This window comes from Paenarthrobacter sp. AR 02 (assembly GCF_021538675.1).
Classification (GTDB): Bacteria; Actinomycetota; Actinomycetes; order Actinomycetales; family Micrococcaceae; genus Arthrobacter.
Window position 1 is genome coordinate 498,930 of the sequence record NZ_JAJUKH010000002.1, and the last position, 24,891, is coordinate 523,820.

Genomic DNA, 24,891 nt, shown 5'->3' on the forward strand with positions numbered 1-24,891 from the left:
CCTTTGCCCTTGAACACGGACCGTGACGCTTTCCTAGGATGGGATCATGACTGACACCTGGCTGATTGTCGGCCTCGGCAACCCCGGCAACGAGTACAGCAACAACCGGCACAATGTGGGCCAGATGGTGTTGGACGAGCTGGCTTCACGCATGGGCGGGAAGTTCAAGACCCATAAGGCCCGGGCCCAGGTGGTGGAGGGCCGGCTGGGCATTGGAGGGCCGCGGGTGGTGCTGGCCAAGCCCATGACGTACATGAACGTTTCCGGCGGCCCGGTTTCCGGCCTGTGCAACTTCTTTGACATCGCCCCGGACCACGTCATCGCTGTCCACGACGAGATCGACATCCCTTTTAACACGGTCAAGTTAAAAACAGGTGGCGGTGAAGGCGGACATAACGGCCTTCGGGACATCTCCAAAGCCCTCGGCACCAAGGACTACTACCGCGTTCGCGTGGGCGTTGGAAGGCCGCCGGGACGAATGGAAACTGCCGACTACGTACTGCGCGATTTCGGCACCGCAGAAAAGAAGGATCTCCCGTTCCTCATTGACGAAGCAGCCGACGCCGTGGAGTTGCTCATGGCCCAGGGGTTGCTGGCGGCGCAGCAGAAACACCACCCCGCCAAAACTTGAGCAAATCTTGAGGAAAGCCTGATCAAAGCCTGACGATCCCCAGGACCCCAAGGCCTACACACTGTCGGCGCCCGAAGGTAGTGTGCATGGTACGCAGAAGAGCGGTGGGGGACTGTCGCGGATGTGTAGCTAAGGATGCGGATGTCGGCGGAGTTGCTAAACAGGAGCGGTGGAGGCGCAGCGAGGGCTGCGGCTCCTGATCTTGTGGGCGGCGCGACGGATCGGCAAACGTGGTCGCTCCTGGCACGAAGCCGTGATGTGTCCAAGGCAGTGCAGTTCCTTCAGTCCTCGGACTCCTCCGGCGTGGTCCTGACCGGTGATCGGGGGATCGGCAAGTCCGGCGTCGCACGCGCGGTCGTCTCCTCGCTGGGACCCAAGGTCCACAGCCTGCAACTGCGCAATACTGTGGCCGGCGCACAAACCCCCTACGGATGCCTTGGCTTCCTTCTGGCGCGTTTGCCTTCCGAGGCCGTCAGCTCGCCAACAGGCATCCTGCACGCAGTGACCAACTTGATCCGCTCAGAAGCTGCAGGTCGGGAGACAGTCTTCATCGTGGACAATGCCGGCGGTATGGATCCGATGAGCACGGGGGTCCTGTTGAACCTCATGGCCACGGGAACCGCCAAAGTGATCGCCACGGTGCAGCGTTCAAGCGAACTTCCCGCAGACTTCCACCGCCTGGTCCTTGAGGGCGAGCTCGCTGAAGTGCATTTGAACACGCTCAGCGAAGAACAGACAAAGCAGGTGCTTGGTTCCGTCCTCGGCCACTACGTTTCTTCCACCTTGGTGGGTTCGTTGCATTCTGCCGTGGGTGGTAACCCGATGCTGCTGCATGCCCTTCTGGAGGAGCAACGGCATTCAGGCAACCTGGTCCTCAATGATTCCGTGTGGACGCTCCGCGACCGGATCAAGCTTGAAGGCGCGACCGTGGTGGAGGACTTCGTCCGTTCCAGGCTGGCGCGCGAACCGCAAGCCAGCAGGACCGTCGTCGAAATCCTGGCTTGCGCTCAGCGCGCGACGCTCGTTGACCTGGCAGGCCTCGTTGATACTGACGTCCTGGTGGAGATGGAAGAGCGTGGCCTGCTCACGGTCGAACGCAGTGAGGCGCACTGGGTCTCGCTGCGGGACCCTTATATGGGTGAGGTTGTCCGTGGGTGGCTCAACACCCGTCGGATGAAGGAGCTTCGACTCATGCTCCACGGACCCAAAGAGCCCGACCTTCAGGGGCTGGCACCGCAGGACCTGCTGAGCTACGCAGCCTGGATGCACGCCTCAGAAGACGAGCCCACACCCTCTCCCTCCTTGGCATTGGCCGCAGGCAGGGCAGCTTTGGACGACTATGACCCCAACTTCGCCATCCAGTGCACGCAGTCACTTGACCCGAAGGACAGTGAGTGGGTCCCCGGACAGCGCCTGAAGGCTGCCGCCTACCTCATGCTTGACCTTCCCCTGCACGCCGCACAGGCGCTGGATGAAGTCTCAGAGCAGCATGTGTCCGCCCTGGACCCGCTGGAATTTGCCGAACTCACGGCCTCGAAATGCCAGGCCATGACGTGGATCGATGGCCGCTCGGCCTTGGTCCCCGGCGTCATCTCGGACGGACTGGAAAAGCTCGACGCCATGAACGGCTCACACCCGGCGGGGACCATGGCCAAGGCACGGAACCGGCTCCAGCTGTGCAGCTTCGAGTACAACACCTTCATGGGTGAGTACGCGGCCATAATTGATTCCTTGGAAGAGGAGCTGGACAAAGACCCCGCCGAGGACATGGAGCACTGGTTGCGCTCGTCCTTGTTCCTGGTGGAGGCCCGCTGCATGATGGGCCGGGAGCTTGATGCCCAGGAGCTTGCCCGCGCCGTTTCGCGGCAGCTGGGAGATACGGACCGGCCCGCCCAGCTTGAGGAAGCATTCGCCAGGCACACATTTTTGGTCTTGTTGCTCTCCGGACAATGGCGGCAATGCATTGAGCTCGTCCGCCGCACCCCCTCACGATCGTCCCGCCTGCAGTACAGGGGCGCGCTCACTGAATTGGGAATCGGATTGGCCTACGCTTACGCAGGGAAGCCAGCCAGCGCGATCGAGCCCCTGCGGTCAGCGGTTGCGCAACTGGAGCTGCGCCCGGCCATGAACATGAACAAGGTAGGTTATGCGGCCACCGCATTCGCCTACGCCCAGCTGGGCAACTCGGTGGAGGCGGGCCGTTACTTGGACCTGTACCGCACCTGCCGGGGTGTTGGCACCTACTTTTCAGAGTCCGTTGCCGAGTTCTGCGCTGAGATGGCCGGGCGGTGGATGGGTGACAGGGACGTCAAGCAGCGGCTCATGGCCCGGGTCCGCAATGACTTGGAAAACCAGCGCTACACCACGGCCGGTATCTGCCTCTTCGGCGCGACAGTGGAAGGCACGGATGAGGAATACCGGCTTCTGGAAGACATCGCCGGCCACCGTCAAGGGCCGCTGGCCAGGATCTCAGCAGACCTGGCACGCGGAGCGCTGAACAAGAGCTCCAAGTCGATGCTTGCCGCCGCTGACGCTGCCTCGGCGCTGGAACTGTTGGTCGTCGAAGCACGGTGCGTGGCCATGGCCCTGGACTTTGCACGGGAAGCCGGCGAGTCCACAGCTGCCCGGACAGCCCAGTTGAGGCTCGAACGGCTGGAGCACTCGGTTTCGGCGCTGCCCATCCAGCCGCGCAGCGACGCGCCGGTGTTGACGGAACGGGAACGCCAAATTGCTAAACTCGCCGGAAAGGGTGTCAGCAATCGCGAAATCGCGATGGATATTGGGGTGTCTGTGCGAACTGTGGAAGGCCACCTGTACCAGGTGTTCACCAAGCTTGGTGTTTCGTCTCGAGGCGAGCTCAATGGGCTGCTGTGAGGTTGGACCCGGAAACCCCTTAGGGTCGGCACGGATTGCCCATGCAGGCTGAGCACCTTGTAGGCCGGGACTCAGAGCTGGCCTTGGCCACGGAGATATTACGCCAGGAGGGTGCGGGGGCTGTGCTCCTGCTCGCGGACCCCGGCATCGGCAAGACTGCCCTGGCGGCCGAGATCGCCGCCCGCCTCGCCGGCGAGATGGTGGTGATGCGGATTCACGGAAGTCCCGCACTGTCCGCTGTTCCCTATGGCGTCCTGGCGCCTTACCTGCTGGATCTTCCGGTGGAGCAGGCGACGTCCCCCGTAGCGATACTTCGTGAGTTCTGGTCGCAGTTCGAGAGGCGCCGCGGCGGAGAAGGTGCCCGCCTGCTGCTGATCGTCGATGATGCCCACGACCTCGATGAAGGCAGTACCCAAATCCTGGCCGAACTGGTGACGGCAGGCTGGGCCCGGCTGGTGGCGACCAGCAGGCCTCGTCCTGGCCTGCCGCCGGCTTTGCTCCAGCTGTGGTACGACGGACTGGCCGAACGGCTGGAACTACACCCCTTGGAGAAGGACAAGGTCACTGAACTCGCTGAGAAAACCCTTGGCGGAACGGTCATGGCGAGCGTCGCTGAGGTGCTGCACACCCTTTCCGAGGGCAACCCCTTGCTGCTGCGTTGCTTGCTGGACGATTCACGGGCCGATGGGAAGCTGGTGCGCCGGAACGGCATCTGGTTCCTGACAGGTGCCCTCACCGGGACGGGCGAAGGCCTGGCCGAGGTCGTGCGGAACAGGGTCCTACGGACCAGCGAGGCGGAACGGGAGGCCATGTACGTCATTGCCCTGTCCGAACCCGTCCCCGCCTCGGTATTGGACGCCCAGGTTGGCAGGGACACTGTAAGGGCGTTGGTGGACAACCGCATGGTCGTATCAACCAACGGTCCCGGCGGCCCCCTCAAAATGTGGCATCCGCTGTACAGCGAGGCTCTTCGCCAGATCGTTTCGCCGGCCCGCAGCCTGCAAATCCGCCAGAGGATGGTGCAGGACCTGCTCTCGGAGCCGCCAACGGCGGAAGGGTTGCTCCGCATGGTGAGCTGGGCGCTGGACTGTGGCGCCGACGTCGAGGATGAACAGTTGCTCCAGGCCGCCTTCCTGGCCGCCAGGCTGCTCCAAAATCCGTTGGCCATGGCGGCCGCCCGCAAAGTCCGTTCGGATGCGCTGCAACCGCGGGCACGTGCAGTGATGGCGATGGTGCACTATCACGACGGCGACTTCCGCAGTGCCGCGCGCTTGTTGGAGGTGGACTCCGGGTTCCTGGACGCCGACCCGTCGGGACCCCTGGGTACCGGCTTGTTGTGGGCCGCGGCCAGGACCGCAGCCGGGGATTCATCCGGAGCGATCGTGGCCGAGGCCCAGGCCGCTGCGGAAGCCCTGGTGAAGGGGCTGCCGGAGGCCATGAGCGGGCACGTGGGCAGGCAAGCCCGGATATTGGAGTTGGCCGCGTTGGCCTACGACGGCCAGTACGGGGAACTCCGCGAAGGTTTGGAACTCTTTGCTGCGGACCTTGACCCGGAACAAGCGGATTTCGTCACAAACCGGATCTCCCTGCTGGCCATACAGTGTGAACTGCTCACCGCAGAAGGCCAGCCTGTGCAGGCAATGGAGGCGGGCCGGGAGGCTTTGTCGCTCCTGGACGGGCGCACGGAGGACCTCCTCTACTTCCGCGACTTCGTGGTGGTCCGCTATGTGTTCGCAGCCCTGGAGTCCGGGGACTGGGATGCAGCGAGCTCCGCGCTTGACGGATACGCCGCAAGCTCGGCCATGGGCCTCATTGTTTTCGGTGGAGGTATCCAGGCACTGAAGGGGTTGTCGCTGCTTCGGCAGGGCCGGCTGGAGCAGGCCACGGAGATGCTGACCCCCGCCGTCGAAGCCCTCGGGGTCACTGATCCTCAGCGCTTGCGCGGTCTGGGCGCCGCACTGGCGCTGTACGCCGCGGCCAGGTCCGGTGATGCCGCCCTCGCCCACCGGTTGGCATGCGAGCAGGACACCAACGGCTCCGGCGGAGCATATGTGGATTCCCTGGCCGAGATCTTCAGGCTGGCCGGCATGGAACTCATTGAGGAGGGCTCCGGTTTGCCGGCACTGAGGCAGATCCCTGCGTCCCGGCCAGTGCACGGCCTGCCAGGTCTTTTGCTCCAGAACCTTGTCCTCAGGGCCGAACTCGGTGAAGCGGAAGCCATGGAGTCCATCAGGGCAACGGCGTCGTCGATGGCGGGGGCCTGGGCGGCCGGCTGGCATTCTTTTGCCGCAGCCGACTTGGCCGGTACGGGCCAAGGGTTCGTCAACGCGGGAAACCTGTTGGCCGCTGCCGGAATGCCGGGCCCCGCAGCTGTGACTTTTGACAAGGCTGCGGCAACTTTCGATGCCGAAGGAAAGCGTCCCGAGGCCAGACAAGCGGCGGTCCTGCGGGACGTCAGCGAGGCGAACCTGGGTGACGCACTGGTCCATGATCCGCAGGCCGACGCGGATAGGTCGGTCCCGTTGACGCGACGCGAGCAGGACATTGTTGCGTTGGCGGTTTCGGGACTGACTGACCGGCAGATTGCCGAGAAGCTGATGGTTTCGGTGCGTACCGTGGAAGGGCACCTGTATCGGAGCTACGCCAAACTGGGTATCCGCCGACGCGAAGACCTTGGGGCTGCGGTCCGTCCTTGAGAGGACCAAACCGAGTACCTGCATGCAGGATCCCGCGCTACTTGCGCCGGGATCCTGCGGTGTTTAACCATTCACTGGAGTAATGCCCGGATGTCCCGTGTCCAAACCAAGTAGTGCCCGCCCAAGGGACTGAGTACAACACAGTATCGGGGTCCGGAAAGCCCCCAACTATTCGAGTACCAACTACTGATGTACGGAATTTGCGGTCCCGGCAGTATTGATCTTGGAAGAACGGTTCAGCCCCAAGCATCACCGGGATTCCGAAAGTCGCATCATCCGCATCGGTGGTCTCCAGAACCGATGCTCCGGCCACCGCAAGGTGATCCGGCCCTGGACGAAGCCGGCGGCGACAGAGTCTTCTGAGACCGAGACTCTCCCCCCAGCCGTCGCCGGCTTCTAGGCCAGGGACCCGCGAATCGCGGACCCCTCAAATTTCCCGGACCATGGGACTGCTTCTAGTGGAGTGTGCATGCTGCCGGATCCTTGGCTGGACGAAGACACCGTCACAGCCGGACTGCGGCCATCGCCCCTCCCGGACCGGACACAGCTTCTGGACATCATTCTTTCCTCAGTACCATCGCCATCCACCAGCGGGATCGTGGTTGCAGGTGACAGCGGATCGGGAAAGACCCATCTGTTGCTCTCCGTCAAAGCAGGACTACCCGAGACCATGGACGTGCGCACCTTCGCGGGGACCCCCGAATTGAAGGCAATCCGGTATGGCGCGTTGGGGGCCTTCGAAGCCGACGGCGGTGATTCCGTTCTGCCGGGCCTGCATGTCCTCCGTGCCCTCACCAGTTCGCTGGGGCCCGCCGCGCACCTGTACACCCCACCTCCCGGACGACGCCGCAACAGGAAGCCGACCCCGCCGTCGCGACCCCCGCTGGTCCTGCTGGTGGACAACATCCACGACGTCGACCCGGCGTCGTTGGCTGTCCTGCTGCAGCTCATTCCGGGCTTCGGGGCCACCCTGGTGGCAACCGCCGACAGCCGCCGGCCCCTGCCCCCGGATCTCTACCAGCTCTGGGAGGAAGGCTTCCTGGACCAGTACTTCCTTCCCCCTTTTACGTTCAGTGAGGCGCACGCCCTGTGCGAAGCCCTGCTGGGCGGGCAGGTCCAGCGACGGGCCAGCAGCCTGCTCTCGGCTATATGCGGCTTCAATGCGGCCCTCCTCTGCCTGGCGATCGCTGACGCCCGAAGCGCCCGTTTGCTGGTGCAGCGGGAGGGCTTCTGGACCATTGACGTCCGTGCACACTGCGATTGGCCGCGGGTTGTTGAGCGTGTCCGCACCGAAAACGCTGCGGGGACGTCGGAAGAGCGGCAGGCCCTGGAACTCGTTGCGCTCGCCGAACCGATAGGCCTGGACGTCGTGGAGCGCCACTTTGGCCACGGGGCCGTGGAACACCTCCTTGCTTTGCAACACGTCAGGATGCTCGCCGGCAGCCCGCCTCTGCTCCGCACAAGTCCGTGGCTGCGTGGCGAGGCGACCCGACTGTCGGTTCCCCGGTCCAGGAGCGTGGCTTTGCGTCTGGGAATCGAGGATCCGGCGCTCACCAGGGAGTCCGCGCCTACCTTGCTGCGATGGATGACGTGGACACTGGACTGTGGACTCTCCCTTTCGGATGAACTTCTCCTGGCTGCGGCGCCCGCCGCTGACAGGCCGTCGACGGCGGAACTTGCCATGCGGGCAGCTGCGGCCGTCTCGGATCCGGGCCACCGGGACGAAGCGAGGCTCCTCCGGGCCCGGGCGCTGCTCGCCGAGGGCCAACTTCGCGAAGCAGCCCCGGAACTTCGTGGCCTGGCTGTAGGAGGAGAGTCGCCGGCCGTCAAGTCAGATGCCACGCACCACCTCATGGCGCTGGAGCTCCTCGGGGCCGTTCCAGGTGTCGAGCCGGATGCCGCGGAACCGTGGTCCCTGGTCGCCGACAACGTCCGGGACACCGAACGCCTCTTGCTCGCCGGCGCCGTGCCGGAGGCGCTGCAACGGTCCTCAGCTGCGATGGCGGCACTCGACGCGGACCCGGCCTTGGCGATGTTCCGGCCGGCAGTTCTGCTCCGCCACGCCATCTGCCTGAGGTACAGCCTGGCGTGGGACACCATGGACGCGCTCCTGGATTGCCCCGCCCCCTACGCCCTGCCGGCGAACCTTGCCGTGTGCATGGATGTCGCCCGCGGATATGCCCAGCTGGGCCAGGGGCTCGCCAGGGCAGCACGACGCACCTTGAGGCCGGTGCTGGCAGAGTTGCACGACGCCGGCCTTCCGCAGGTACTTTCGCTGGCGGCCGCGTTGTTGGCCTACGCGGAGGCCCTGTGCGGAAATCCGGAGGCCGCCCTGGAATGTGCCGGTCAAAGCGGTTCTGCACTGACCGGACACGATCCCGGGGCGCTGCTGTCCAGGCTCAGCGCGCTCTACGTCGCGGCGGCCCGGGATTGTGTCGCCGGGCGGGATGGCTCCTCCGGCCAGCCGGCCCATTTGATCCAGCTCGCAGGAGAGAGCCGTGGGGACCGGACCTTTTTGATCGAAGCCGAGGCGCTCTCCCTCATCGCGCTGGACCCCCACGCGGCCGCCGTCGACGATCCCGCCAGCCAGCGGCAGCTGGCCGAAGCAGCCGCGGTCCTGCAGGGTGCGGCCGGGGCTTCCCTCGCGATGTTTGCCAAGGCGTTGATGGGAGATGAGCCAAAGTCGCTTGAGGCCGCGGGCCGGAGCCTATCGGAGGATCGGCTGTTCGCCCACGCCGCCATGAGCTACTCCCGCGCCGCGCGCGGCTATGAGGCCAAGACCCGGAGCGCGGCAAGCCGCCGCACCACGATGCTTGTCAACAAGTTGCTCACCGCTTTCGATAGCGGCGCTGTTCCGCCGCTGGGGTGGGTCCCCGGGCGGGCCGGCAGCTAACGTGCTGTAAGGCACACCCCTTGCTCCGCACGGCGGAGGTCTCCGTGGGATAATGGGGAGTCCCTGAAGGATTTCCAAGGAGCGTCCCTTGACTGCCGTATCAACCCCCGCCTCACTCCTACGGTCCGTGCCTGCCATGGACAATGCGGAGGTGTTGCGGATCCGGAACGACTTCCCGGTGCTGGATCAGTTGATCAACGGCAAACCGTTGATCTACCTCGATTCCGGGGCTACGTCCCAGAACCCGCTCAGCGTGATCGAGGCCGAGCAGGAATACTACGAGCAACGCAATGCTGCGGTTCATCGTGGGGCGCACCATCTGGCGGTCGAAGCCACGGAAGTGTTCGAGGACGCCCGCCAGACTGTCGCGGACTTCATTGGCGCCAATTACGAAGAAACAGTATGGACTTCCAACGCCACCGAAGGCCTGAACCTGGTCAGCTACGCCCTCTCCAACGCCGCGCTGTGGGCCGCGCAGGGCCGTGGTGGCGCCGCGTTGAAGGATCTGGCTCTTGGCGCGGGTGACGAGATCGTGGTCACCGAAATGGAGCACCACGCCAACCTGATCCCGTGGCAGGAACTCGCCTTCAGGACCGGTGCCACGCTCAAATACATCCCCATCACGGACGACGGCGCGCTTCGCCTGGATGTTGCGGCGGAAATTGTGGGGGAGCGGACCAAAGTGTTGGCCTTCTCGCATGCCTCCAACGTCCTGGGAACCATCAACCCCGTGGCGGAGCTCGTGGCCCTGGCTCGTCGTGTCGGCGCTTTGGTGGTGCTGGACGCCTGCCAGTCCGTGCCGCACATGCCGGTAAACGTCAAGGACCTGGACGTCGACTTCGCTGCGTTCTCCGGCCACAAAATGCTGGCACCTACCGGTGTGGGCGTCCTGTACGGCAAGCAGGAACTCCTTGATGTCCTGCCGCCGTTCCTGACCGGCGGTTCCATGATCACCACAGTCACCATGGAACGGGCCGAGTACCTGCCCGCCCCGCAGCGGTTCGAAGCCGGGACCCAGCGCATCTCGCAGGCAGTGGCCCTGGCAACTGCCGTGAACTACCTCGCCGAAACCGGCATCGAGCGCATACATGCGTGGGAATCGACCCTGGGCCAACGGCTGGTCAAGGGGCTGGAAAGCATCGACGGCATCCGCGTTGTGGGTCCTGCTTCGGGCTCTGAACGCATCGGACTGGCTGCGTTCGATGTCGCCGGCGTGCATGCCCATGACGTCGGCCAGTTCCTGGACGACCGCGGAATCGCGGTTCGTGTCGGCCACCACTGTGCACAGCCGCTGCACCGTCGCCTGGGCCTGACGGCCACCACCCGCGCAAGCACGTACCTCTACAACACCACGGACGACGTCGATGCTTTCCTTGACGCCGTTTCCGGGGTCCGGGCCTACTTCCAGGCCTGAACACCGGGTTTCCCCCCAGATACTTAGTTAGGCATCAGCGCATCATGAGTCTTGACCAGTTGTACCAACAGATCATCCTGGACCACTCCAAGCAACGGCACGGCAGCGGGCTCGCGGAAACTCCAGCTCCGGCCGGCGCCACCACCGGACAGTCGCATCAGCTGAACCCGGTCTGCGGGGACGAGGTAACGTTGCGGCTCGCTGTGTCGGACGGAACCGTTCAGCAGATCAGCTGGGACGGCGCGGGTTGCTCCATCTCGATGGCGTCCGCCTCGGTGCTCAGCGACATGGGTGAAGGCATGTCGGTGGAGGAGCTGCACTCGGTGATCGAGAATTTCCGCGAGGTCCTCCGATCACGCGGAAAGGTCCATGCCGACCCCGAGATCCTGGGCGATGCCGCCGCGTTTGAGGGCGTCGCCCGCTACGCGGCCCGCGTCAAGTGCGCCATGATCTCCTGGGTCGCGGCCGAGGACGCCCTCAACCAGGCCACAACCACCTAGCAGTCGGGTGCAGCAGCGCTTCGGTCAGCTGCGGGCAAAGACGTCAGGCACGCCGTCGCCGTCGTCGTCCCGTTCTTCGTCCGCTTGGACCTGGCGGTACCGCCGGTTACGGGCCTTAAGGACGACGGCGGCCAGCAGCGCCGAGATCAGGGAACCTGCCAGGATGGCCACTTTGGCGTGGTCGTTGTGCGCGGATCCGGCGCCGAAACTGAGTTCGCCGATCAGGAGCGAGACTGTGAACCCGATGCCGGCCAGCAGGGCGAGCCCGAAGAGGTCGATCCACGCAATGCCTGAGTCCAGGCTGGCGCGCGTGGTCTTGGTGACCAGGAACGTGGTTCCGAAAACGCCCACGGCTTTGCCCACCACCAAAGCCGCCACGATGCCCACGGCAACGGGGTCCGTCAGTGCTGCACCCATCCCATCGAATCCGCCCAAGGCTACGCCAGCGGAGAAGAACGCAAAGACGGGGACCGCGAATCCTGCGGAGAAGGGCCTGAGCTTGTGTTCGATGTGCTCGGCCAGGCCCTCGGCGGGTTCCCCCTTCTTTCCGTTGGTCAGGACAGGAACGGCGAAGCCCAGCAGGACTCCGGCGACGGTGGCATGGATACCGGAGGCATGAACGAAGCCCCAAGTAGCGAGGGCCAGGGGGAGCAGGAGGTACCAGCTGCGGATCCGCTTTTGGACGAGGAACGCGAACAGGCCCAAGGGAACCAGGGCGGCCAGCAGCATGAGTGGCTGAAGCCCGGTTGAGTAGAAAAACGCGATGATGCCGATCGCGATGAGGTCGTCCACCACGGCAAGTGTCAGCAGGAAGGTCCGCAGCGCCGCGGGGAGGTGCGTGTTGATCACGGCGAGCACAGCCAGGGCGAAGGCAATGTCCGTGGCTGTGGGGATCGCCCAGCCCTTCAGGGTATCCGGGCTGTTGAGGTTGAAGAGGACGTAGATCAGGGCGGGGACCAGCACGCCACCAATGGCTGCTGCAACCGGGACCACCGCCCGGGCCGGTTTGCGGAGCTCCCCGGCGACGAATTCGCGCTTGAGCTCAAGTCCGGCGAGGAAGAAGAACACCGCCAGCAGCCCGTCCGAGGCCCAGTGGCCGAGGCTGAGTTCAAGGTGCCACGGTTCGTAGCCGATCGTGAAGTCGCGGAGGGCGAAATAGGCGCCCGCTGCGGGGGAGTTAGCCCAGATGAGCGCAACCACCGTGGCTGCCAGGAGGAGGGCCCCGCCGACGGTCTCGGTGCGGAGGATGGAGAGGATACGGCGATATTCGGGGTAGCTGGACCGGGCAAAGACTTTGCCGGGCTGCTTGGTGGCTGCGGGGGGCTTCTGGGCCACGAAGGGCTCCTAACTCGCGGAAATCAGTCGGTCAAAGGGGAGCACAATGACTCCGCCGACCAGACTTCCCGGCACACCAGTATTCATCTTACCCAACCTGGGGACAGCATGTGCTGTCCCCAGGTTGGGTGGGCGCAGCGTCAGGCGACGAGGCCCGCGACGCCGATGGCCGCCGTCGCGAGGCCAAGCACCATGGAGATGGTGACCAGCACGACGTGGACCGTAAGGAACTTGGTGGCCTTGCCGGCAGCGTCCCGGGCGCGGGGATCCTTCATGACCCGCTTCAGGAACTGCGGCCGCACCGCCAAGGACCAGACGCCGGCAACGATCAGTACGACGGCCAGGATCGCCGGAATTTCCACGCTAGTGGCTTTCGAGCCAGGCCTGGGCCTGCTGCGACTGGATGTTCAGGGCCTTGCCCACCATGGGCTCCGCGGCGTCGGCGATCTTGCCGCCAAGGAACGGCACCGAAGAGGACACCGTGCCATCGAGTTCGATGCGCGTGCTGGTGCCGTCTGCCACCAGGCGCTGGACGGCTGTCACATCAAGGGGAGCACCCGAGATCTTCAAGGCGATGTTGCTGGAGCGTGAGCCGTCAGCAGCAGGTGCTTCCCACTCTTCCTTCTGGGTGACCGTCAGGGTTTCGCCAACGAACTTGCGGGCAATGTCCGGCAGGCGCGTGGTGGGCAGGGTACGGACCGTGGTGGTGTTGAACGCACCTGCAGGGTCGCCTTCGATGGTGAACGATTCCAAGGAACCGCCCACCAGTTCGCTGGTGTGGCGCAGGAAATCCTCGTCGATGAAAACGGCCGCTACGCGGTCGACACTGTGCGGCAGGGTGGTGGATGCACTCAGGGCCATGGGTCCTCCGTGGATGGTATTGGTGAAGCTTCTTAGCTCCCAAACATCCTACGGGGTCTGGGTGGGCACCCCTGAACCCTGCTCCTGGCCCGCGTCCTGGAGCGTGATAGCCGCCGCTGAAATGTTGCGGGCCATGGACGGGAAGATGAATCCGTGGAAGGGGTACACGCCCAGCCAGTACAGCCGGCCGGCCAAACCGCGGGGGAAGAAGATGGCGCGCTGCTTGTAGAGGCTGCCCTCGCCGTCGGGCTCAACCCCCAACTCCAGCCAGGCGCCGCCCGGGGCCCGCATTTCAGCCCGCAGGCGGAGCAAACGGCCGCGGTCGATGGCTTCGACGCGCCACCAATCCACCACTTCGCCCGTGTTCAGCGTTTTCGGATGCCGACGTCCCCGCAGGAGCCCGGCCCCACCTTGCAGCTTGTCCAGCCAACCGCGTACCCGCCACGCCAGAGGCAGCGAGTACCAGCCGTTCTTGCCGCCGATGCCCTCAATGATGGTCCAGACGTGTTCCGGTTTGGCTTCGCTGTGGAAGGTGCGCTCATCAACGTAGACCTTGTAGCCGGCCCAGTCCGGGTCGCTTGGCAGCGGGTCGGCGTCGATGCCTGCGTTGGCCCAAGTGGTTTCCACCTGACCGTCCCTTTCCTTGCCCAGCGCCAAAGCGACGGCGCGGCGGTAGGACGTCAGGCCGCCGTCGGGCTGGGGGATGTAATGGTCGACGTCGTGCTCCCGCGAGATGGCGTCGTGCTGCAGCGACTGGACCAACGGCAGGGACATGGACAGGGGGATGGGGGTGACCAGCGCAACCCAGAGCCCGGCAAGTTTCGGTGCCGGAACAGGGAGCGCGATGACCAGGCGCCGGGGGAGTCCGCGTTCCACCGCGTACTCGTTCATCATCTCCTTGTATTTCAGGACGTCGCGGGAGCCGATGTCGAAGGAACGGTTAAGTTGCTCCGGCAGGGCCGCCGCTGCCACCAGGTAGTGCAGCACATCCCGCACAGCGATGGCTTCGATCCTGTTGTTGACCCAGCTGGGCGCGGGCATGACCGGCAGGGTGTCGGCGAGGTGCCGGATCATTTCAAAGGACGCAGAGCCCGAACCGATCACCACACCGGCCTGGAACACGATCGCATCAACAGGGGATTCGAGGAACACCTTGCCCACGGTCTCGCGTGAACGCATGTGGGTGGAAAGTTCGGTGTTCTCAGGGTGCAGACCGCCCAGGTACACGATCCTGTCCACTCCGGCATCCGCAGCGGCTCCTGCGACGAGCCGCGCCATGGCTTCTTCCTTGGCTTCGAACCCGCTGCCCGACGCCATGGAATGCACCAGATAATACAGGACCTCCACACCGCTGAGGGCATCGGCCAGGCCTTCGGAGTCGGACAGGCTGCTTTCCACGATCTCGACGTCGTCATGCCACGGTACGTCCGCGATCTTCTGCGGCGTACGGACCAGGACTTTGACCTTGTGGCCGGCTTCGAGGAGCCGGGGGACCAGCCGCCCGCCGATGTAGCCGGTAGCGCCCGTGACCAGCACAGTCCTGGGTTCCCGGGGGTTGTTGGAATGCGTCGCTTCGGAAGATTGCAAGAGAACTCCTGTGGCTGGGGGAGGGGTAGGCTGGAATGACCCGGCATTCTGACGAATTTCCGGGCATTTGTGTTGCCTGCCCTTGGAACCACCCTAGGAGTTTCAGCCATGAGCCTCAACGGTCTGCGCCGCGCACTGGCGGAGGACAAGACTTTCGCGCGCGTCCGAACGGAGGCTCAGCGGGAGTTTTCCGACCGCAACAGCGACTACCAGATCAGCGCACCTACGGGTATGCGGGCTGTTCTGCTTGCCGAAATGGCTGATGCCCTGGCCCAGGCTGGTACCGACGGTGCGGGCGATCCGGTGGTCCTCGCTGTCACCGCAACGGGCCGCGAAGCCGAAGACCTCACCGCAGCGCTGGCTTCCTACCTTCCCGCCGACACCGTGGCTACCTTTCCCAGCTGGGAGACCCTCCCGCACGAGCGGCTTTCGCCACGATCGGACACCGTGGGCCGCCGCTTGTCGGTCCTGCGCCGCCTGACCCACCCGGAAACCTCGACGGCGGCCCCCTTGCGTGTGGTGGTTGCTCCGGTCCGCGCCGTGGTCCAGCCCATCGTGGCCGGCCTGGGTGACCTGGTTCCCGTGACGCTGCAGGTAGGGCAGGAGCGCCCCTTCACCGAGGTGGTCCGGGCGCTGTCCGACGCCGCCTACGCCCGGGTGGACATGGTGACGCACCGCGGCGAATTCGCCGTCCGCGGCGGCATCATCGACGTGTTCCCGCCCACGGAGGACCACCCCATCCGGGTGGAGTTCTTCGGCGACGAGGTAGACCAAATGCGGTGGTTCGCCGTGGCCGACCAGCGCTCGCTGTCCGCCCCCGGTGTCCACCACCCCACCGAACTTCACGCGCCCCCATGCCGCGAAATCCTGATCACGCCATCGGTGATGTCCAGGGCTGCCAAGCTCAAGGCGGACATGCCCGCCGCGGCGGACATGCTGGAGAAGATTGCCGGCGGCATTGCCGTGGAAGGCATGGAGTCGCTGGCCCCGGTGCTGGTGGACTCCATGGTCCCATTCGTGGACCAGCTTCCTGCGGGGTCCCTGGCCGTGGTGATCGAGCCGGAGAAGGTGCGCACCCGCGCCCACGACCTCGCGGCCACCAACGAAGAATTCCTGGAAGCTGCATGGTCAACGGCATCCGACGGCGGTGCGGCGCCCCTTGACCTGTCGTCCGAGGCCTCCACTGACCTGCACGCCGCCAGTTTCCGGTCCCTGACCGACACACGCTCCGCGGCCCTTGAACACGGCGTGTCCTGGTGGTCCATCACCTCGCTCGCGTCGGACGAGGACCTGGTCCTGGATATCGACGTCCTGAATATGCGTGCCCGCGAACCCCGCGGCTACCAGGGCGACGTGGCCGAGATGCTGGAGTTCATCGGCTCACGTGTCCGCGAGCAGTGGCGTGTTGTTGTGGTCACCGACGGTCCTGGACCCGCGCAGCGCCTTGCCGAGTTGTTCCATGATGCGGAGATTCCCTGCTCCCGCGTGGAGTCCTTGGACAAGGAACCCCAACCGGGCATCATCGAGGTGACCACCGCCGCCGTCGGACGTGGTTTTGTCCTTGACGGCCTGAAACTGGGCCTGCTGACCGAAGCCGACCTGCTGGGGCGCGCCACGGCGGGTTCCACCAAGGACATGCGGCGCATGCCATCCAAGCGACGGAACGCAGTGGACCCGCTTCAGCTGCACGCGGGCGATTTCGTGGTGCACGAACAACACGGCATCGGCCGGTTCGTGGAGCTGATCCAGCGCAAGGTGGTCGGCACGTCGTCCTCCGACGCCGGGCTGCGGGAGTACCTGGTGCTCGAGTACGCACCTTCGAAGCGTGGCGCCCCGGGGGACCGGCTGTTCGTGCCCACGGACCAGTTGGACCAGGTGACCCGTTATGTCGGTGGCGATGCCCCGGCACTGAGCAAGATGGGCGGCGCGGACTGGGCCAGCACCAAATCCAAGGCACGCAAGGCCGTCAAGGAAATCGCCGGCGAACTCATCCGGTTGTACTCGGCCCGCATGGCATCACGTGGGCACGCGTTCGCCCCGGACACCCCGTGGCAGCGTGAACTCGAGGAAGCCTTCCCGTACGTCGAAACGCCCGACCAGCTGACCACCATCAACGAGGTCAAGGCGGACATGGAACGGGAAATCCCCATGGACCGGCTGGTGTCCGGCGACGTGGGCTACGGCAAAACCGAGATCGCTGTCCGTGCGGCGTTCAAAGCGGTGCAGGACGGCAAACAGGTTGCCGTTCTGGTGCCCACCACGCTGCTTGCCCAGCAGCACTACGAGACGTTCACTGAGCGGTTCTCCGGTTTCCCGTTGCGCGTCAAGCCGCTGTCCCGCTTCCAGTCCAGCAAGGAAGCGAAGGAGACGGCCGAGGGCGTCAAGAGCGGCGCCGTGGACGTGGTGATCGGCACCCACCGTCTGCTGTCCAAGGACTTCGAGTTCAAGGACCTTGGCTTGGTGATCGTCGATGAGGAACAGCGCTTTGGTGTGGAACACAAGGAAGCGCTCAAGAAGATGCGCACCAACGTGGACGTGCTGGCCATGAGTGCCACCCCGATTCCCCGTACCTTGGAAATGTCGCTGACCGGTATCCGGGAGACCTCCACCCTGGCCACGCCTCCGGAAGAGCGCCACCCGGTCCTGACCTACGTTGGCCCCTTCACCAACAAGCAGACCTCGGCAGCGATCCGCCGTGAACTCATGCGCGAAGGACAGGTGTTCTTCGTGCACAACAGGGTCTCCTCGATTGAGCGCATCGCCGCGCAGATCCGCGAACTGGTTCCCGAGGCACGGGTGGAAGTGGCCCACGGGCAGATGTCCGAGAGCCGCCTGGAAAAGATCATCGTGGATTTCTGGGAGAAACGCTTCGATGTGCTGGTCTGCACCACCATCATCGAAACCGGCCTGGACATCTCCAACGCCAACACGCTCATTGTTGATGGCGCGGACAAGTACGGCCTCTCGCAGCTCCACCAGCTGCGTGGACGCGTGGGCCGTGGCCGCGAACGTGCCTACGCCTACTTCCTCTACCCTTCGGAAAAGCCCCTGGGTGAGGTGGCAATGGAACGCCTCAAGGCCGTTGCGGCGCACAACGAGCTCGGCGCCGGCATGCAGTTGGCCATGAAGGACCTGGAAATCCGTGGCGCGGGCAACCTGCTCGGTGGCGAGCAGTCCGGCCACATTCAGGGCGTAGGCTTCGACCTTTACATCCGTTTGGTGGGCGAGGCTGTAGCCGAGTACCGCGGCGAAGCGGAGGAGAAGGCCGCCGAGATGAAAATCGAGCTGCCCGTCAACGCCCACCTGCCGCACGACTACGTGCCGGGTGAGCGCCTGCGCCTGGAGGCCTACCGCAAGCTGGCTTCGGCCATCACTTACGAGGCAATCGACGAGGTACTGGCAGAACTGGTGGACCGTTACGGCGAGCCGCCATTGCCCGTCCAGAACCTGATCGCCGTGGCCCGCTTCCGGGTGGGTGCCCGCGAAGCCGGGCTGTCCGACGTCGCGCTCCAAGGAAACTTCATCCGGTTCTCGCCGGCGCAACTGCCCGAGTCCAAAACCATGCGGTTGAACCGCATGTATCCCGGTTCCCAGGTCAAGCCGGCGCTGGACGCTGTGCTTATCCCCAAACCCAAGACGGCCAGGATCGGTGGCCGGGATCTCCAGGACGCCGAAATCCTGCAGTGGGCCAACAACGTGATTGAAGCAATCTTCACCGACGTGCCCGTTAAGGCGGGCTAACTTCGATGATGGGAGGACACCACGCCGCGTCGGGAGCCGCGGCGTGGATAGCTATTGCTTCGACCGGCCCCTACGCCCTGGGCTGGTACCCGCTGGATTCCACCGGAATCCTCATAGGCGCCATGGCGACGGCGGGGACGGCACTTGTGTGCGACTGGGACCACCGGCACAGCACCATCGCAAATTCACTGCCACCGCTGTCCAATGCAATTGCGGTAGGGATCGAAAAGGCCAGCGGCGGGCACCGACAGGGGACCCACTCACTGCTTGGGGCTTCGGCGTTCGTGATCCTCGCAGCGATGGCGGCACAGTTCCAGATGGTGACCCCGGTCGGAAAACTCTCGGTCGGCGCCGGGCTGCTGTGCATGTTCATGATCAACCTTGCCGCGAAGGCATTGAACCTGTTTCCGAAGTCCGGCTGGATCACCAACTGGCTCTTCGCGATCGTCATGGCTGGCCTGGTGACGTGGTTTGCGCCGGACCAGTGGGGGTGGCTGCCACTGTCCATGCTGACCGGCGTCGTGATCCATATTGTGGGGGACATGATCACTGTGGGCGGCGTGCCGCTCTTGTGGCCGATAGTGATCAAACCGCCAAAGTTCCTGCGCAAATCAGTCATCAGCGGAGTGTGGCGGGCCAACGGGGCGTTTTCCATTCCGCTGCTGGGCCGGGCAGGTTCGCGGCGGGAATGGCTGGTGCTGATTCCCGTGAGCGGATACGCCATGGTGGGGATGGGAGTGGCCGCCTGGACCCTTGCGCAACAGCACTGGCCGGGCGTACTCGCGGCGCTTGGAGGCGTCCTGGCGGTGCGGTGACTCGGTGCGGTGACTCGGTGCGGTGAAGCCGCCAGCCCTTGGCCGCGAGGCGATCCGCCACCACAGACAGGAATGGCCCGGGCAAACGCCCGGGCCATTCCTGCAGAAGTAAGGGGTTTAGCTTTCGCCAGCCGAATCCGAGCGGCCCAGGATGGTCTGCGGGATCCAGAACGCAAGGGCGAACAGGCCCAGGCAGACAGCCATCGGCCACGGGTTTTCGAGGCTGAGGAAGGACAGTGAGTAGATAGCGCCCAGGAAGAGCACAATCATCACCAGGAACAGGACAATGCTCTGGCCCAGGTTGTTCTCACGCTCGATGGGGGCGCTGGTTGCGTTCTTGGACATTCGTTCCTCCTCGGCCCCGCAGGGCTCAAAATCTCTGGCGGTCGGGAAGCCTCAGTAGGCAGATGAACCTTGCTCACCCTTGACAATGGCAATTCCGGAACTCGCTCCGATACGTGTTGCACCAGCTGCAATCATAGCCTGTGCATCGGCCAGCGACCGCACCCCACCGGAGGCTTTGACGCCTATGTCCGGTCCCACCGTCTTGCGCATCAGCGCGATGTCTTCAACAGTGGCGCCGCCACCGTTGAAGCCGGTGGAGGTCTTGACGAAGTCTGCGCCAGCTTCAACAGCTGCTTCGCAGGCGATGACCTTTTGCTCGTCGTCCAGCATGGACGTCTCAATGATGACCTTGAGGATTGCTTCGCCGGCGTGCACAGTTTCGGCGACTGCCCGGATGTCGTCCACCAGCGCGCCCTTGTCTGCGGCGCGTCCAGCGGCCATGTTGATCACCATGTCGATTTCGTCGGCCCCGTCAAGGACGGCGCCACGGGCTTCGAAGGCCTTGACGTCGCTGGGCGTAGCGCCCATCGGGAAGCCGACCACAGAGCATGTGAGCACGCCCGAGCCCTTGAGTGCCTTGGTGACGGTCTTGACCCAGATCGGGTTCACGCACACTGATTTGAACTGGTATTCGACGGCTTCGGCACACACTTTGAGGATGTCCGCCTCGCTAGCCTCCGGCTTCAACAGGGTGTGGTCGATGTAGGAGGCGATGTTTGCCGGGGTAGCGGCTTCGTTGCTCATGGGATCCTTCCGTGCAGGCGTGGCCGGCCCGGTGGCCGCAGGGTTGTCACTGCCCGTCAAAGGACCATCTTGCCATACGGGCCGGGTGGCCCTTCCGCCGCTTGTGGAAGGGCAACCCGGTTGCCGACTAGGCCGCCAGTGGGGCCAATTGGTCGCTGCCCATGACGCCGAGCATCATGCCCGAAGCGCAGAGCATCGCGGAAGATTCGGCGGAAAGGAGGAGTCCCAACCGGAGGCCGTCGCAGGACGCTGCATCGCCAATTGCCCAGATGCCCGGGACGGAGGTGGCGAGGTCGCGCCCCACGGCGATGCCGCCGTCGGACGCAATCAGGAGCCCCGCGCTTTCGGCGAGGTCGTTGCGGGCCGTTCGCTCCTCGGCCAGGACCACGAGGTCCCCGTTCATGCTGCTGCCGTCCTCGAACACGATGCCGGTGGCCGGTACGGGGGAACCTGCGATGGAACGCACGACGGCGGCCGGGCGGAGGGTGGTGCGCACGGGACGGACTCCGCGGGCCCGGAGCACAGCCTCTGCCTGGCCGGCAGCGGGGCCGTTGCCCACCAGGATTCCCAGCGGACGGCGTCCAACGATCCGTGTGAGATCGTGGACGGCTTCGCCGATGGTGGCCGCATCATCGATGGTGGAGTAGCTCAGGCTGGCTTCGGCACCGGCGACTGGCGGGAGGGCCGGGGCAGAACCGGTCGCGATGACCAACTGGTCGTAGGAGAAGTCCATGCCGTCCACCGTGGTCACAACTTTGGCGTGCGGATCGATGAAGCTGGCCGCCTGGCCGAACCGGACCGAGACCTGTGGAAGTTCTGCCAGTTCGAGGAGGGCCTCCGGGCAGTCGTCGCGGTTGCTGAGTACGGTGATCGTGCCGCCGAAGGGGCGCTGCCTGGTATCGGCCGTGCCGGCCAGCCGCCGCACCAAAGCCTGGGCTGCTGGACCTGCGCCTGCGATGACGATGTGGAGGGATGCTGCGGACGGAGTGGCGGACATGTTCGGCCCTTTCGCTGATGACCTGTTTGGTGCTGTTGATCATCAGCCTAGGCATTCGGTTTTTCGCGGGTGTTTCCCCGCTGTTGCCATCTTTGGCCGATCCGTAGCGTGTTGTTTACCAGCCGGTAATAACGTGCGTCACATCGAAAGTGGGTGGATCCGTGTGTAGACCATGTCGAAGTCGTGTTCCAAGGGCCCGCCGGGGTAGGTTCCGCGTTCCAGGCGTGCGTTGATCACGTTGCCATCGTCGCTGAACCGTCCCACGAATCGCTGGGGCCAGTCCGGGCCGTCCCGGAAAAGCGTCAACACGTTGTCCTTCAGGATCATGTCGTATATGCGTGCGACGCCGCGGGAATCGAAGTAGTGCTGCTGGAGCGCCCCATCGGAGCCGGTAGCACCGATGATGCTCACCGAGTTGGGATATTCCGGCTGTTGCACCGTGGAGTGTTGGATGAGGAAGCCGCCGTTTTCCAGCCACTCGAACGTCGTCCGGCCCTTGACTTCCCGTCCCGGGACGGTGGTTTCCCATTCGCCCACCAGGATGCCAAGTTGCTCCAGCTCTGCAGTACTTGCCATGGAATCCTCCTGAAGGTTTAGCCCCCAGTGTCCGCCTTGGCGCGATGGTTTGGCGAGGGTTTTGGCGCCACCTTGGGGTTTTGGATGCAATGATGGGCCCATGAGCCAAGTCACATGCGACCTGACCGTGTCCCTCGATGGCTACGTTGCCGGTCCCCACCAGAGCCTGCAGATGCCATTGGGTGAGCGCGGCGAAACCCTTCACCGGTGGCAGTTCGAGGAGCGCGAAGCCAATGCCGCCCAGGTGGAAGGGATCCTTGCTGCGGGCGCTTTCATCATGGGCAGGAACATGTTCGCCGGACCGGGTCCTGGTCCTTGGGACGCGGACTGGCGCGGTTGGTGGGACGAGGAACCGCCCTATCACGCGCCGGTGTATGTGCTGACCCACCATGTGCGTGAACCGCTGGAGATGCAGGGCGGAACCACGTTCCACTTCATCAACGGCGGAATCGAAGAGGCAATGTCCCTGGCCCGGAACGCCGCGGGGGCCAAGGACGTGGCGATCGCCGGGGGAGCGTCGACTGCCCGCCAGTTCCTGTCGGCCGGGCTGATCGACGAACTGCGGCTCCACATAGCACCTGTGATCCTTGGTGGCGGGGAGCGGCTGCTCGACGGCGTGGGAAACCTCAGGCTCGAACCGACGTCGGTCAGTGGCACCGGACTGGTCACCCATGTCACCTATAGCGTGGGCGGCGTCATGGACTAGCCCGGCGCTGTGCTGATCTCCGGGGTCCCATAACGGCAGGTACTGGCGGACCTCCATGTAGCTTCCGCCAAACAGGGCCATGTTTTTCAGCCATGGGTGTTCGTCTGATTGGGCGTCGTAAGTGTGCTGAGTGGCAGCTCCGGGGCGGGGTCGAAGAAGCTCAAGTACAGAATTGCGTGAATACAGTCATCGATGTACTTTGTTTGCATGGAGACACTCACGCACGCACCTGTGCTGGCCCGGTTCGGCTATGCGGTGTCAGACCCAACCCGTGCCAGGATCCTTCTGGCACTCTCTGATGCCCCGTCATATCCCTCGGATCTGGCAGATTCGCTGGGGGTCTCGAGGCAGAGCATGTCCAACCATCTGACGTGCCTGCGGGGTTGTGGGCTCGTTGTGGCCGTTCCTGATGGGCGGCGGAGCCGGTATGAGCTGGCAGATGCGAGGCTTGGTCACGCCATCAAAGATCTGATCGGTGTTGTCCTCGCGATCGATCCGGCATGCTGCGCGCCGGACGGGACGTGCCTGGTATGAGCGCAGTCCTTGAAGCTCCTACCTCGGAGCGCCGGATTGTCCTGATGCGTCGCATCCGCCTGTTCGCGGCCGCGACCATCACCTATAACGTCATCGAGGCTGTCGTGGCGCTCTGGGCCGGAGGGGTTGCTGACTCTTCGGCGCTGGTCGGCTTCGGGTTGGACTCGGTCATCGAGGTTACTTCGGCTCTGGCGTTGTCCTGGCAGTTCGCTGCCAAGGACCCTGAGCGGCGTGAGCACCTGACGTTGCGGATCATTGCCATTTCCTTCTTCGCTTTGGCCGCGTTCGTGGCTGTGGACGCTGTCCGCTCACTGACCGGGGCGGGTGAGGCTCAGCATTCAACGCCGGGCATCGTCATTGCTGCGTTGAGTTTGGTGATCATGCCCGTGCTGTCGTGGGCCCAACGCCGTGCCGGGCGGGAGCTTGGCTCCAGGACGGCCGTCGCCGATTCCAAACAAACCCTGCTCTGCACCTACCTCTCCGCTGTTCTGCTGATCGGTTTGGTCCTGAACAGCACCCTGGGCTGGTGGTGGGCCGATGCCGGCGCGGCGCTGGTCATTGCCGGTATCGCCGTCCGGGAAGGCATCAACGCCTGGAAGGGCGAGGCTTGCTGCGCTGTGCCGCACGCCGATTACGGCCACGCTGACGAAGAGGATGACGGCTGCTGCGCGCCCGCCGAAAAGACGTCACCGGTGTCCGCTCCGGTAGTCGTCGAACTTGCGCGGCCAGCCGCCGCCGAACCAGCGGATTCCTGCTGCGCAGGCTGCGGATCGGATGCCGTGGCGGAGCCTGTCACTGTGAAGCTTGGATCAAAGCCGGCCGATCGATGAGCGCAGTCATGACCGCCCGAAGGGTCCGCACTGCGATTTGGATCCTCTTCGCGGCAATAATCGGTGCCGGCGTGATCTGGTACGCAGTGCTCACCACCAACAAGCCAGCTCCGGCCGCCCCACTCGCGGCCACTGACGCCCAGCTCGTCAGGGAGAACAGTCACCGGGTCACGAGCCCGGCCATCGAGAAAGCCCAGCTGGTCGAGTTCCTGGACTTCGAGTGTGAATCATGCCGCGCCGCTGAACCCTTGGTAGAGGAACTGAAGAAGGAATACGGGGACCGGATTACGTTCGTCCACCGCTACTTCCCACTGCCCGGCCACAGAAACTCCGGGACCGCCGCGTTGGCTGTGGAAGCCGCCGCCCAGCAGGGAAAATACCAGGAGATGGCCTCCAAACTCTTCGCAACCCAAAGCGAATGGGGAGAAAAACGCGACTCCCAAGCGGCCCTGTTCAGGACGTTCGCCCAGGAACTCGGTTTGGACCTAGCGCAGTACGACGCCGCGATCACAGACCAAGCAACCAAAGACCGGGTCAGCCAGGACGTCGCCGACGGCAAAGCCCTCGGCGTGACCGGCACCCCTACGTTCTTCCTGAGCGGAAAGAAACTGAACCTGAACACCGAAGCCCAATTCCGGCAGTTCCTCGACGAGGCCGCGCCTTAGGAGTCCCGCTGTAGGCCCAGACGGGATGTCCCCTCCGCGCTCACCCTCAACCTTTGCTGCAGTATTCCTGCACGAAACGCACGATTCCCCGTGCGACGAGTCCGCCCAGCTCCTAATTTCACACCTGCTGGCGGTCTTGCAGGCCTT

At 64.5% G+C, this 24,891-nt stretch carries 20 protein-coding genes; 12 read left to right on the forward strand and 8 right to left on the reverse strand.

The genetic code is table 11. From position 1 onward, the window contains the following. Positions 1 to 46 precede the first annotated feature (46 nt). The 6 genes from pth to sufU all read left to right on the forward strand — a co-directional run bounded on the left by pth (position 47) and on the right by sufU (position 11,008). Positions 47 to 631, forward strand: a complete 585-nt coding sequence (gene pth, locus LRQ04_RS08470) for an aminoacyl-tRNA hydrolase (RefSeq protein WP_235519391.1) — start codon at positions 47 to 49, stop codon at positions 629 to 631. Positions 632 to 772: 141 nt separating this feature from the next. Further along, positions 773 to 3,505: a helix-turn-helix transcriptional regulator gene (locus LRQ04_RS08475; protein WP_235519392.1), complete on the forward strand. Its 2,733-nt coding sequence runs from the start codon at positions 773 to 775 to the stop codon at positions 3,503 to 3,505. A 41-nt stretch (positions 3,506 to 3,546) separates the two neighbouring features. Next, entirely contained in the window at positions 3,547 to 6,201 is a 2,655-nt protein-coding gene (locus LRQ04_RS08480) for an AAA family ATPase (RefSeq protein ID WP_235519393.1), read from the forward strand. Positions 6,202 to 6,670: 469 nt separating this feature from the next. Continuing rightward, positions 6,671 to 9,094 carry an ATP-binding protein gene (locus LRQ04_RS08485; protein ID WP_235519398.1) on the forward strand — a complete coding sequence of 808 codons (2,424 nt, stop codon included), beginning with the start codon at positions 6,671 to 6,673 and terminating at the stop codon, positions 9,092 to 9,094. Between the two features lie 88 nt (positions 9,095 to 9,182). Then, a complete protein-coding gene (locus tag LRQ04_RS08490) occupies positions 9,183 to 10,508 on the forward strand; it encodes a cysteine desulfurase (protein ID WP_235519400.1) in 1,326 nt (441 codons plus the stop codon). Positions 10,509 to 10,552: 44 nt separating this feature from the next. Beyond that, positions 10,553 to 11,008 (forward strand): Fe-S cluster assembly sulfur transfer protein SufU, encoded by a 456-nt coding sequence (sufU, locus tag LRQ04_RS08495; RefSeq protein WP_235519402.1) that lies wholly within the window; start codon positions 10,553 to 10,555, stop codon positions 11,006 to 11,008. 24 nt (positions 11,009 to 11,032) lie between these two features. Here the strand turns inward: sufU and nhaA are convergent, their stop codons facing one another. The 4 genes from nhaA to LRQ04_RS08515 form a co-directional block, all read right to left on the reverse strand. Beyond that, the gene (gene nhaA / locus LRQ04_RS08500; RefSeq protein ID WP_235519404.1) at positions 11,033 to 12,343 is read right to left on the reverse strand and encodes a Na+/H+ antiporter NhaA; all 1,311 of its coding nucleotides are present in this window, start codon (positions 12,341 to 12,343) and stop codon (positions 11,033 to 11,035) included. 140 nt (positions 12,344 to 12,483) lie between these two features. Next, complete coding sequence (locus tag LRQ04_RS08505) at positions 12,484 to 12,705, reverse strand: SCO4848 family membrane protein (RefSeq protein ID WP_235519406.1); 222 nt, start codon at positions 12,703 to 12,705, stop codon at positions 12,484 to 12,486. 1 nt (position 12,706) lies between these two features. Beyond that, positions 12,707 to 13,204 (reverse strand): DUF2505 domain-containing protein, encoded by a 498-nt coding sequence (locus LRQ04_RS08510; protein WP_235519407.1) that lies wholly within the window; start codon positions 13,202 to 13,204, stop codon positions 12,707 to 12,709. A gap of 48 nt (positions 13,205 to 13,252) precedes the next feature. Continuing rightward, the gene (locus LRQ04_RS08515) at positions 13,253 to 14,791 is read right to left on the reverse strand and encodes an SDR family oxidoreductase (RefSeq protein ID WP_235519409.1); all 1,539 of its coding nucleotides are present in this window, start codon (positions 14,789 to 14,791) and stop codon (positions 13,253 to 13,255) included. A gap of 108 nt (positions 14,792 to 14,899) precedes the next feature. On the opposite strand from LRQ04_RS08515, the gene mfd reads away from it, so the two are divergent. Continuing rightward, positions 14,900 to 18,532 (forward strand): transcription-repair coupling factor, encoded by a 3,633-nt coding sequence (gene mfd / locus LRQ04_RS08520; protein WP_235519411.1) that lies wholly within the window; start codon positions 14,900 to 14,902, stop codon positions 18,530 to 18,532. A gap of 5 nt (positions 18,533 to 18,537) precedes the next feature. Next, on the forward strand, positions 18,538 to 19,347 hold the full coding sequence (locus tag LRQ04_RS08525; RefSeq protein ID WP_235519412.1) for a metal-dependent hydrolase: 810 nt from the start codon (positions 18,538 to 18,540) through the stop codon (positions 19,345 to 19,347). 117 nt (positions 19,348 to 19,464) lie between these two features. Here LRQ04_RS08525 and LRQ04_RS08530 read toward each other — a convergent pair whose 3' ends face one another. The 4 genes from LRQ04_RS08530 to LRQ04_RS08545 form a co-directional block, all read right to left on the reverse strand. Next, on the reverse strand, positions 19,465 to 19,692 hold the full coding sequence (locus LRQ04_RS08530) for a hypothetical protein (protein ID WP_211713208.1): 228 nt from the start codon (positions 19,690 to 19,692) through the stop codon (positions 19,465 to 19,467). 51 nt (positions 19,693 to 19,743) lie between these two features. Next, a complete protein-coding gene (gene deoC, locus LRQ04_RS08535) occupies positions 19,744 to 20,436 on the reverse strand; it encodes a deoxyribose-phosphate aldolase (protein WP_235519415.1) in 693 nt (230 codons plus the stop codon). A 127-nt stretch (positions 20,437 to 20,563) separates the two neighbouring features. Next, a complete protein-coding gene (locus LRQ04_RS08540) occupies positions 20,564 to 21,433 on the reverse strand; it encodes an FAD-dependent oxidoreductase (protein ID WP_235519417.1) in 870 nt (289 codons plus the stop codon). Positions 21,434 to 21,571: 138 nt separating this feature from the next. Next, a complete protein-coding gene (locus tag LRQ04_RS08545) occupies positions 21,572 to 22,009 on the reverse strand; it encodes a hypothetical protein (RefSeq protein ID WP_235519418.1) in 438 nt (145 codons plus the stop codon). A 100-nt stretch (positions 22,010 to 22,109) separates the two neighbouring features. Between LRQ04_RS08545 and LRQ04_RS08550 the strand changes: the two genes are divergently transcribed. The 4 genes from LRQ04_RS08550 (at position 22,110) to LRQ04_RS08565 (ending at position 24,744) form a co-directional block, all read left to right on the forward strand. Beyond that, positions 22,110 to 22,715, forward strand: coding sequence for a dihydrofolate reductase family protein (locus LRQ04_RS08550; protein WP_235519419.1), 606 nt, complete (start codon positions 22,110 to 22,112; stop codon positions 22,713 to 22,715). Between the two features lie 207 nt (positions 22,716 to 22,922). Next, positions 22,923 to 23,249 (forward strand): helix-turn-helix transcriptional regulator, encoded by a 327-nt coding sequence (locus LRQ04_RS08555; protein ID WP_235519420.1) that lies wholly within the window; start codon positions 22,923 to 22,925, stop codon positions 23,247 to 23,249. Next, complete coding sequence (locus tag LRQ04_RS08560) at positions 23,246 to 24,079, forward strand: cation diffusion facilitator family transporter (RefSeq protein ID WP_235519422.1); 834 nt, start codon at positions 23,246 to 23,248, stop codon at positions 24,077 to 24,079. Before LRQ04_RS08555 ends, LRQ04_RS08560 begins: the two co-directional genes overlap by 4 nt. Next, positions 24,076 to 24,744: a thioredoxin domain-containing protein gene (locus LRQ04_RS08565; RefSeq protein ID WP_235519424.1), complete on the forward strand. Its 669-nt coding sequence runs from the start codon at positions 24,076 to 24,078 to the stop codon at positions 24,742 to 24,744. Before LRQ04_RS08560 ends, LRQ04_RS08565 begins: the two co-directional genes overlap by 4 nt. The last annotated feature ends 147 nt before the right edge of the window (positions 24,745 to 24,891 follow it).

Coding starts and splice junctions, on each gene's coding strand:
- pth (WP_235519391.1), top strand. CDS start 47: ATGACTGACACCTGGCTGATTGTCGGCCTCGGCAACCCCGGCAACGAG.
- LRQ04_RS08475 (WP_235519392.1), top strand. CDS start 773: ATGTCGGCGGAGTTGCTAAACAGGAGCGGTGGAGGCGCAGCGAGGGCT.
- LRQ04_RS08480 (WP_235519393.1), top strand. CDS start 3,547: ATGCAGGCTGAGCACCTTGTAGGCCGGGACTCAGAGCTGGCCTTGGCC.
- LRQ04_RS08485 (WP_235519398.1), top strand. CDS start 6,671: ATGCTGCCGGATCCTTGGCTGGACGAAGACACCGTCACAGCCGGACTG.
- sufU (WP_235519402.1), top strand. CDS start 10,553: ATGAGTCTTGACCAGTTGTACCAACAGATCATCCTGGACCACTCCAAG.
- LRQ04_RS08510 (WP_235519407.1), bottom strand. CDS start 13,204: ATGGCCCTGAGTGCATCCACCACCCTGCCGCACAGTGTCGACCGCGTA.
- mfd (WP_235519411.1), top strand. CDS start 14,900: ATGAGCCTCAACGGTCTGCGCCGCGCACTGGCGGAGGACAAGACTTTC.
- LRQ04_RS08525 (WP_235519412.1), top strand. CDS start 18,538: ATGATGGGAGGACACCACGCCGCGTCGGGAGCCGCGGCGTGGATAGCT.
- LRQ04_RS08530 (WP_211713208.1), bottom strand. CDS start 19,692: ATGTCCAAGAACGCAACCAGCGCCCCCATCGAGCGTGAGAACAACCTG.
- deoC (WP_235519415.1), bottom strand. CDS start 20,436: ATGAGCAACGAAGCCGCTACCCCGGCAAACATCGCCTCCTACATCGAC.
- LRQ04_RS08540 (WP_235519417.1), bottom strand. CDS start 21,433: ATGTCCGCCACTCCGTCCGCAGCATCCCTCCACATCGTCATCGCAGGC.
- LRQ04_RS08545 (WP_235519418.1), bottom strand. CDS start 22,009: ATGGCAAGTACTGCAGAGCTGGAGCAACTTGGCATCCTGGTGGGCGAA.
- LRQ04_RS08550 (WP_235519419.1), top strand. CDS start 22,110: ATGAGCCAAGTCACATGCGACCTGACCGTGTCCCTCGATGGCTACGTT.
- LRQ04_RS08555 (WP_235519420.1), top strand. CDS start 22,923: ATGGAGACACTCACGCACGCACCTGTGCTGGCCCGGTTCGGCTATGCG.
- LRQ04_RS08560 (WP_235519422.1), top strand. CDS start 23,246: ATGAGCGCAGTCCTTGAAGCTCCTACCTCGGAGCGCCGGATTGTCCTG.
- LRQ04_RS08565 (WP_235519424.1), top strand. CDS start 24,076: ATGAGCGCAGTCATGACCGCCCGAAGGGTCCGCACTGCGATTTGGATC.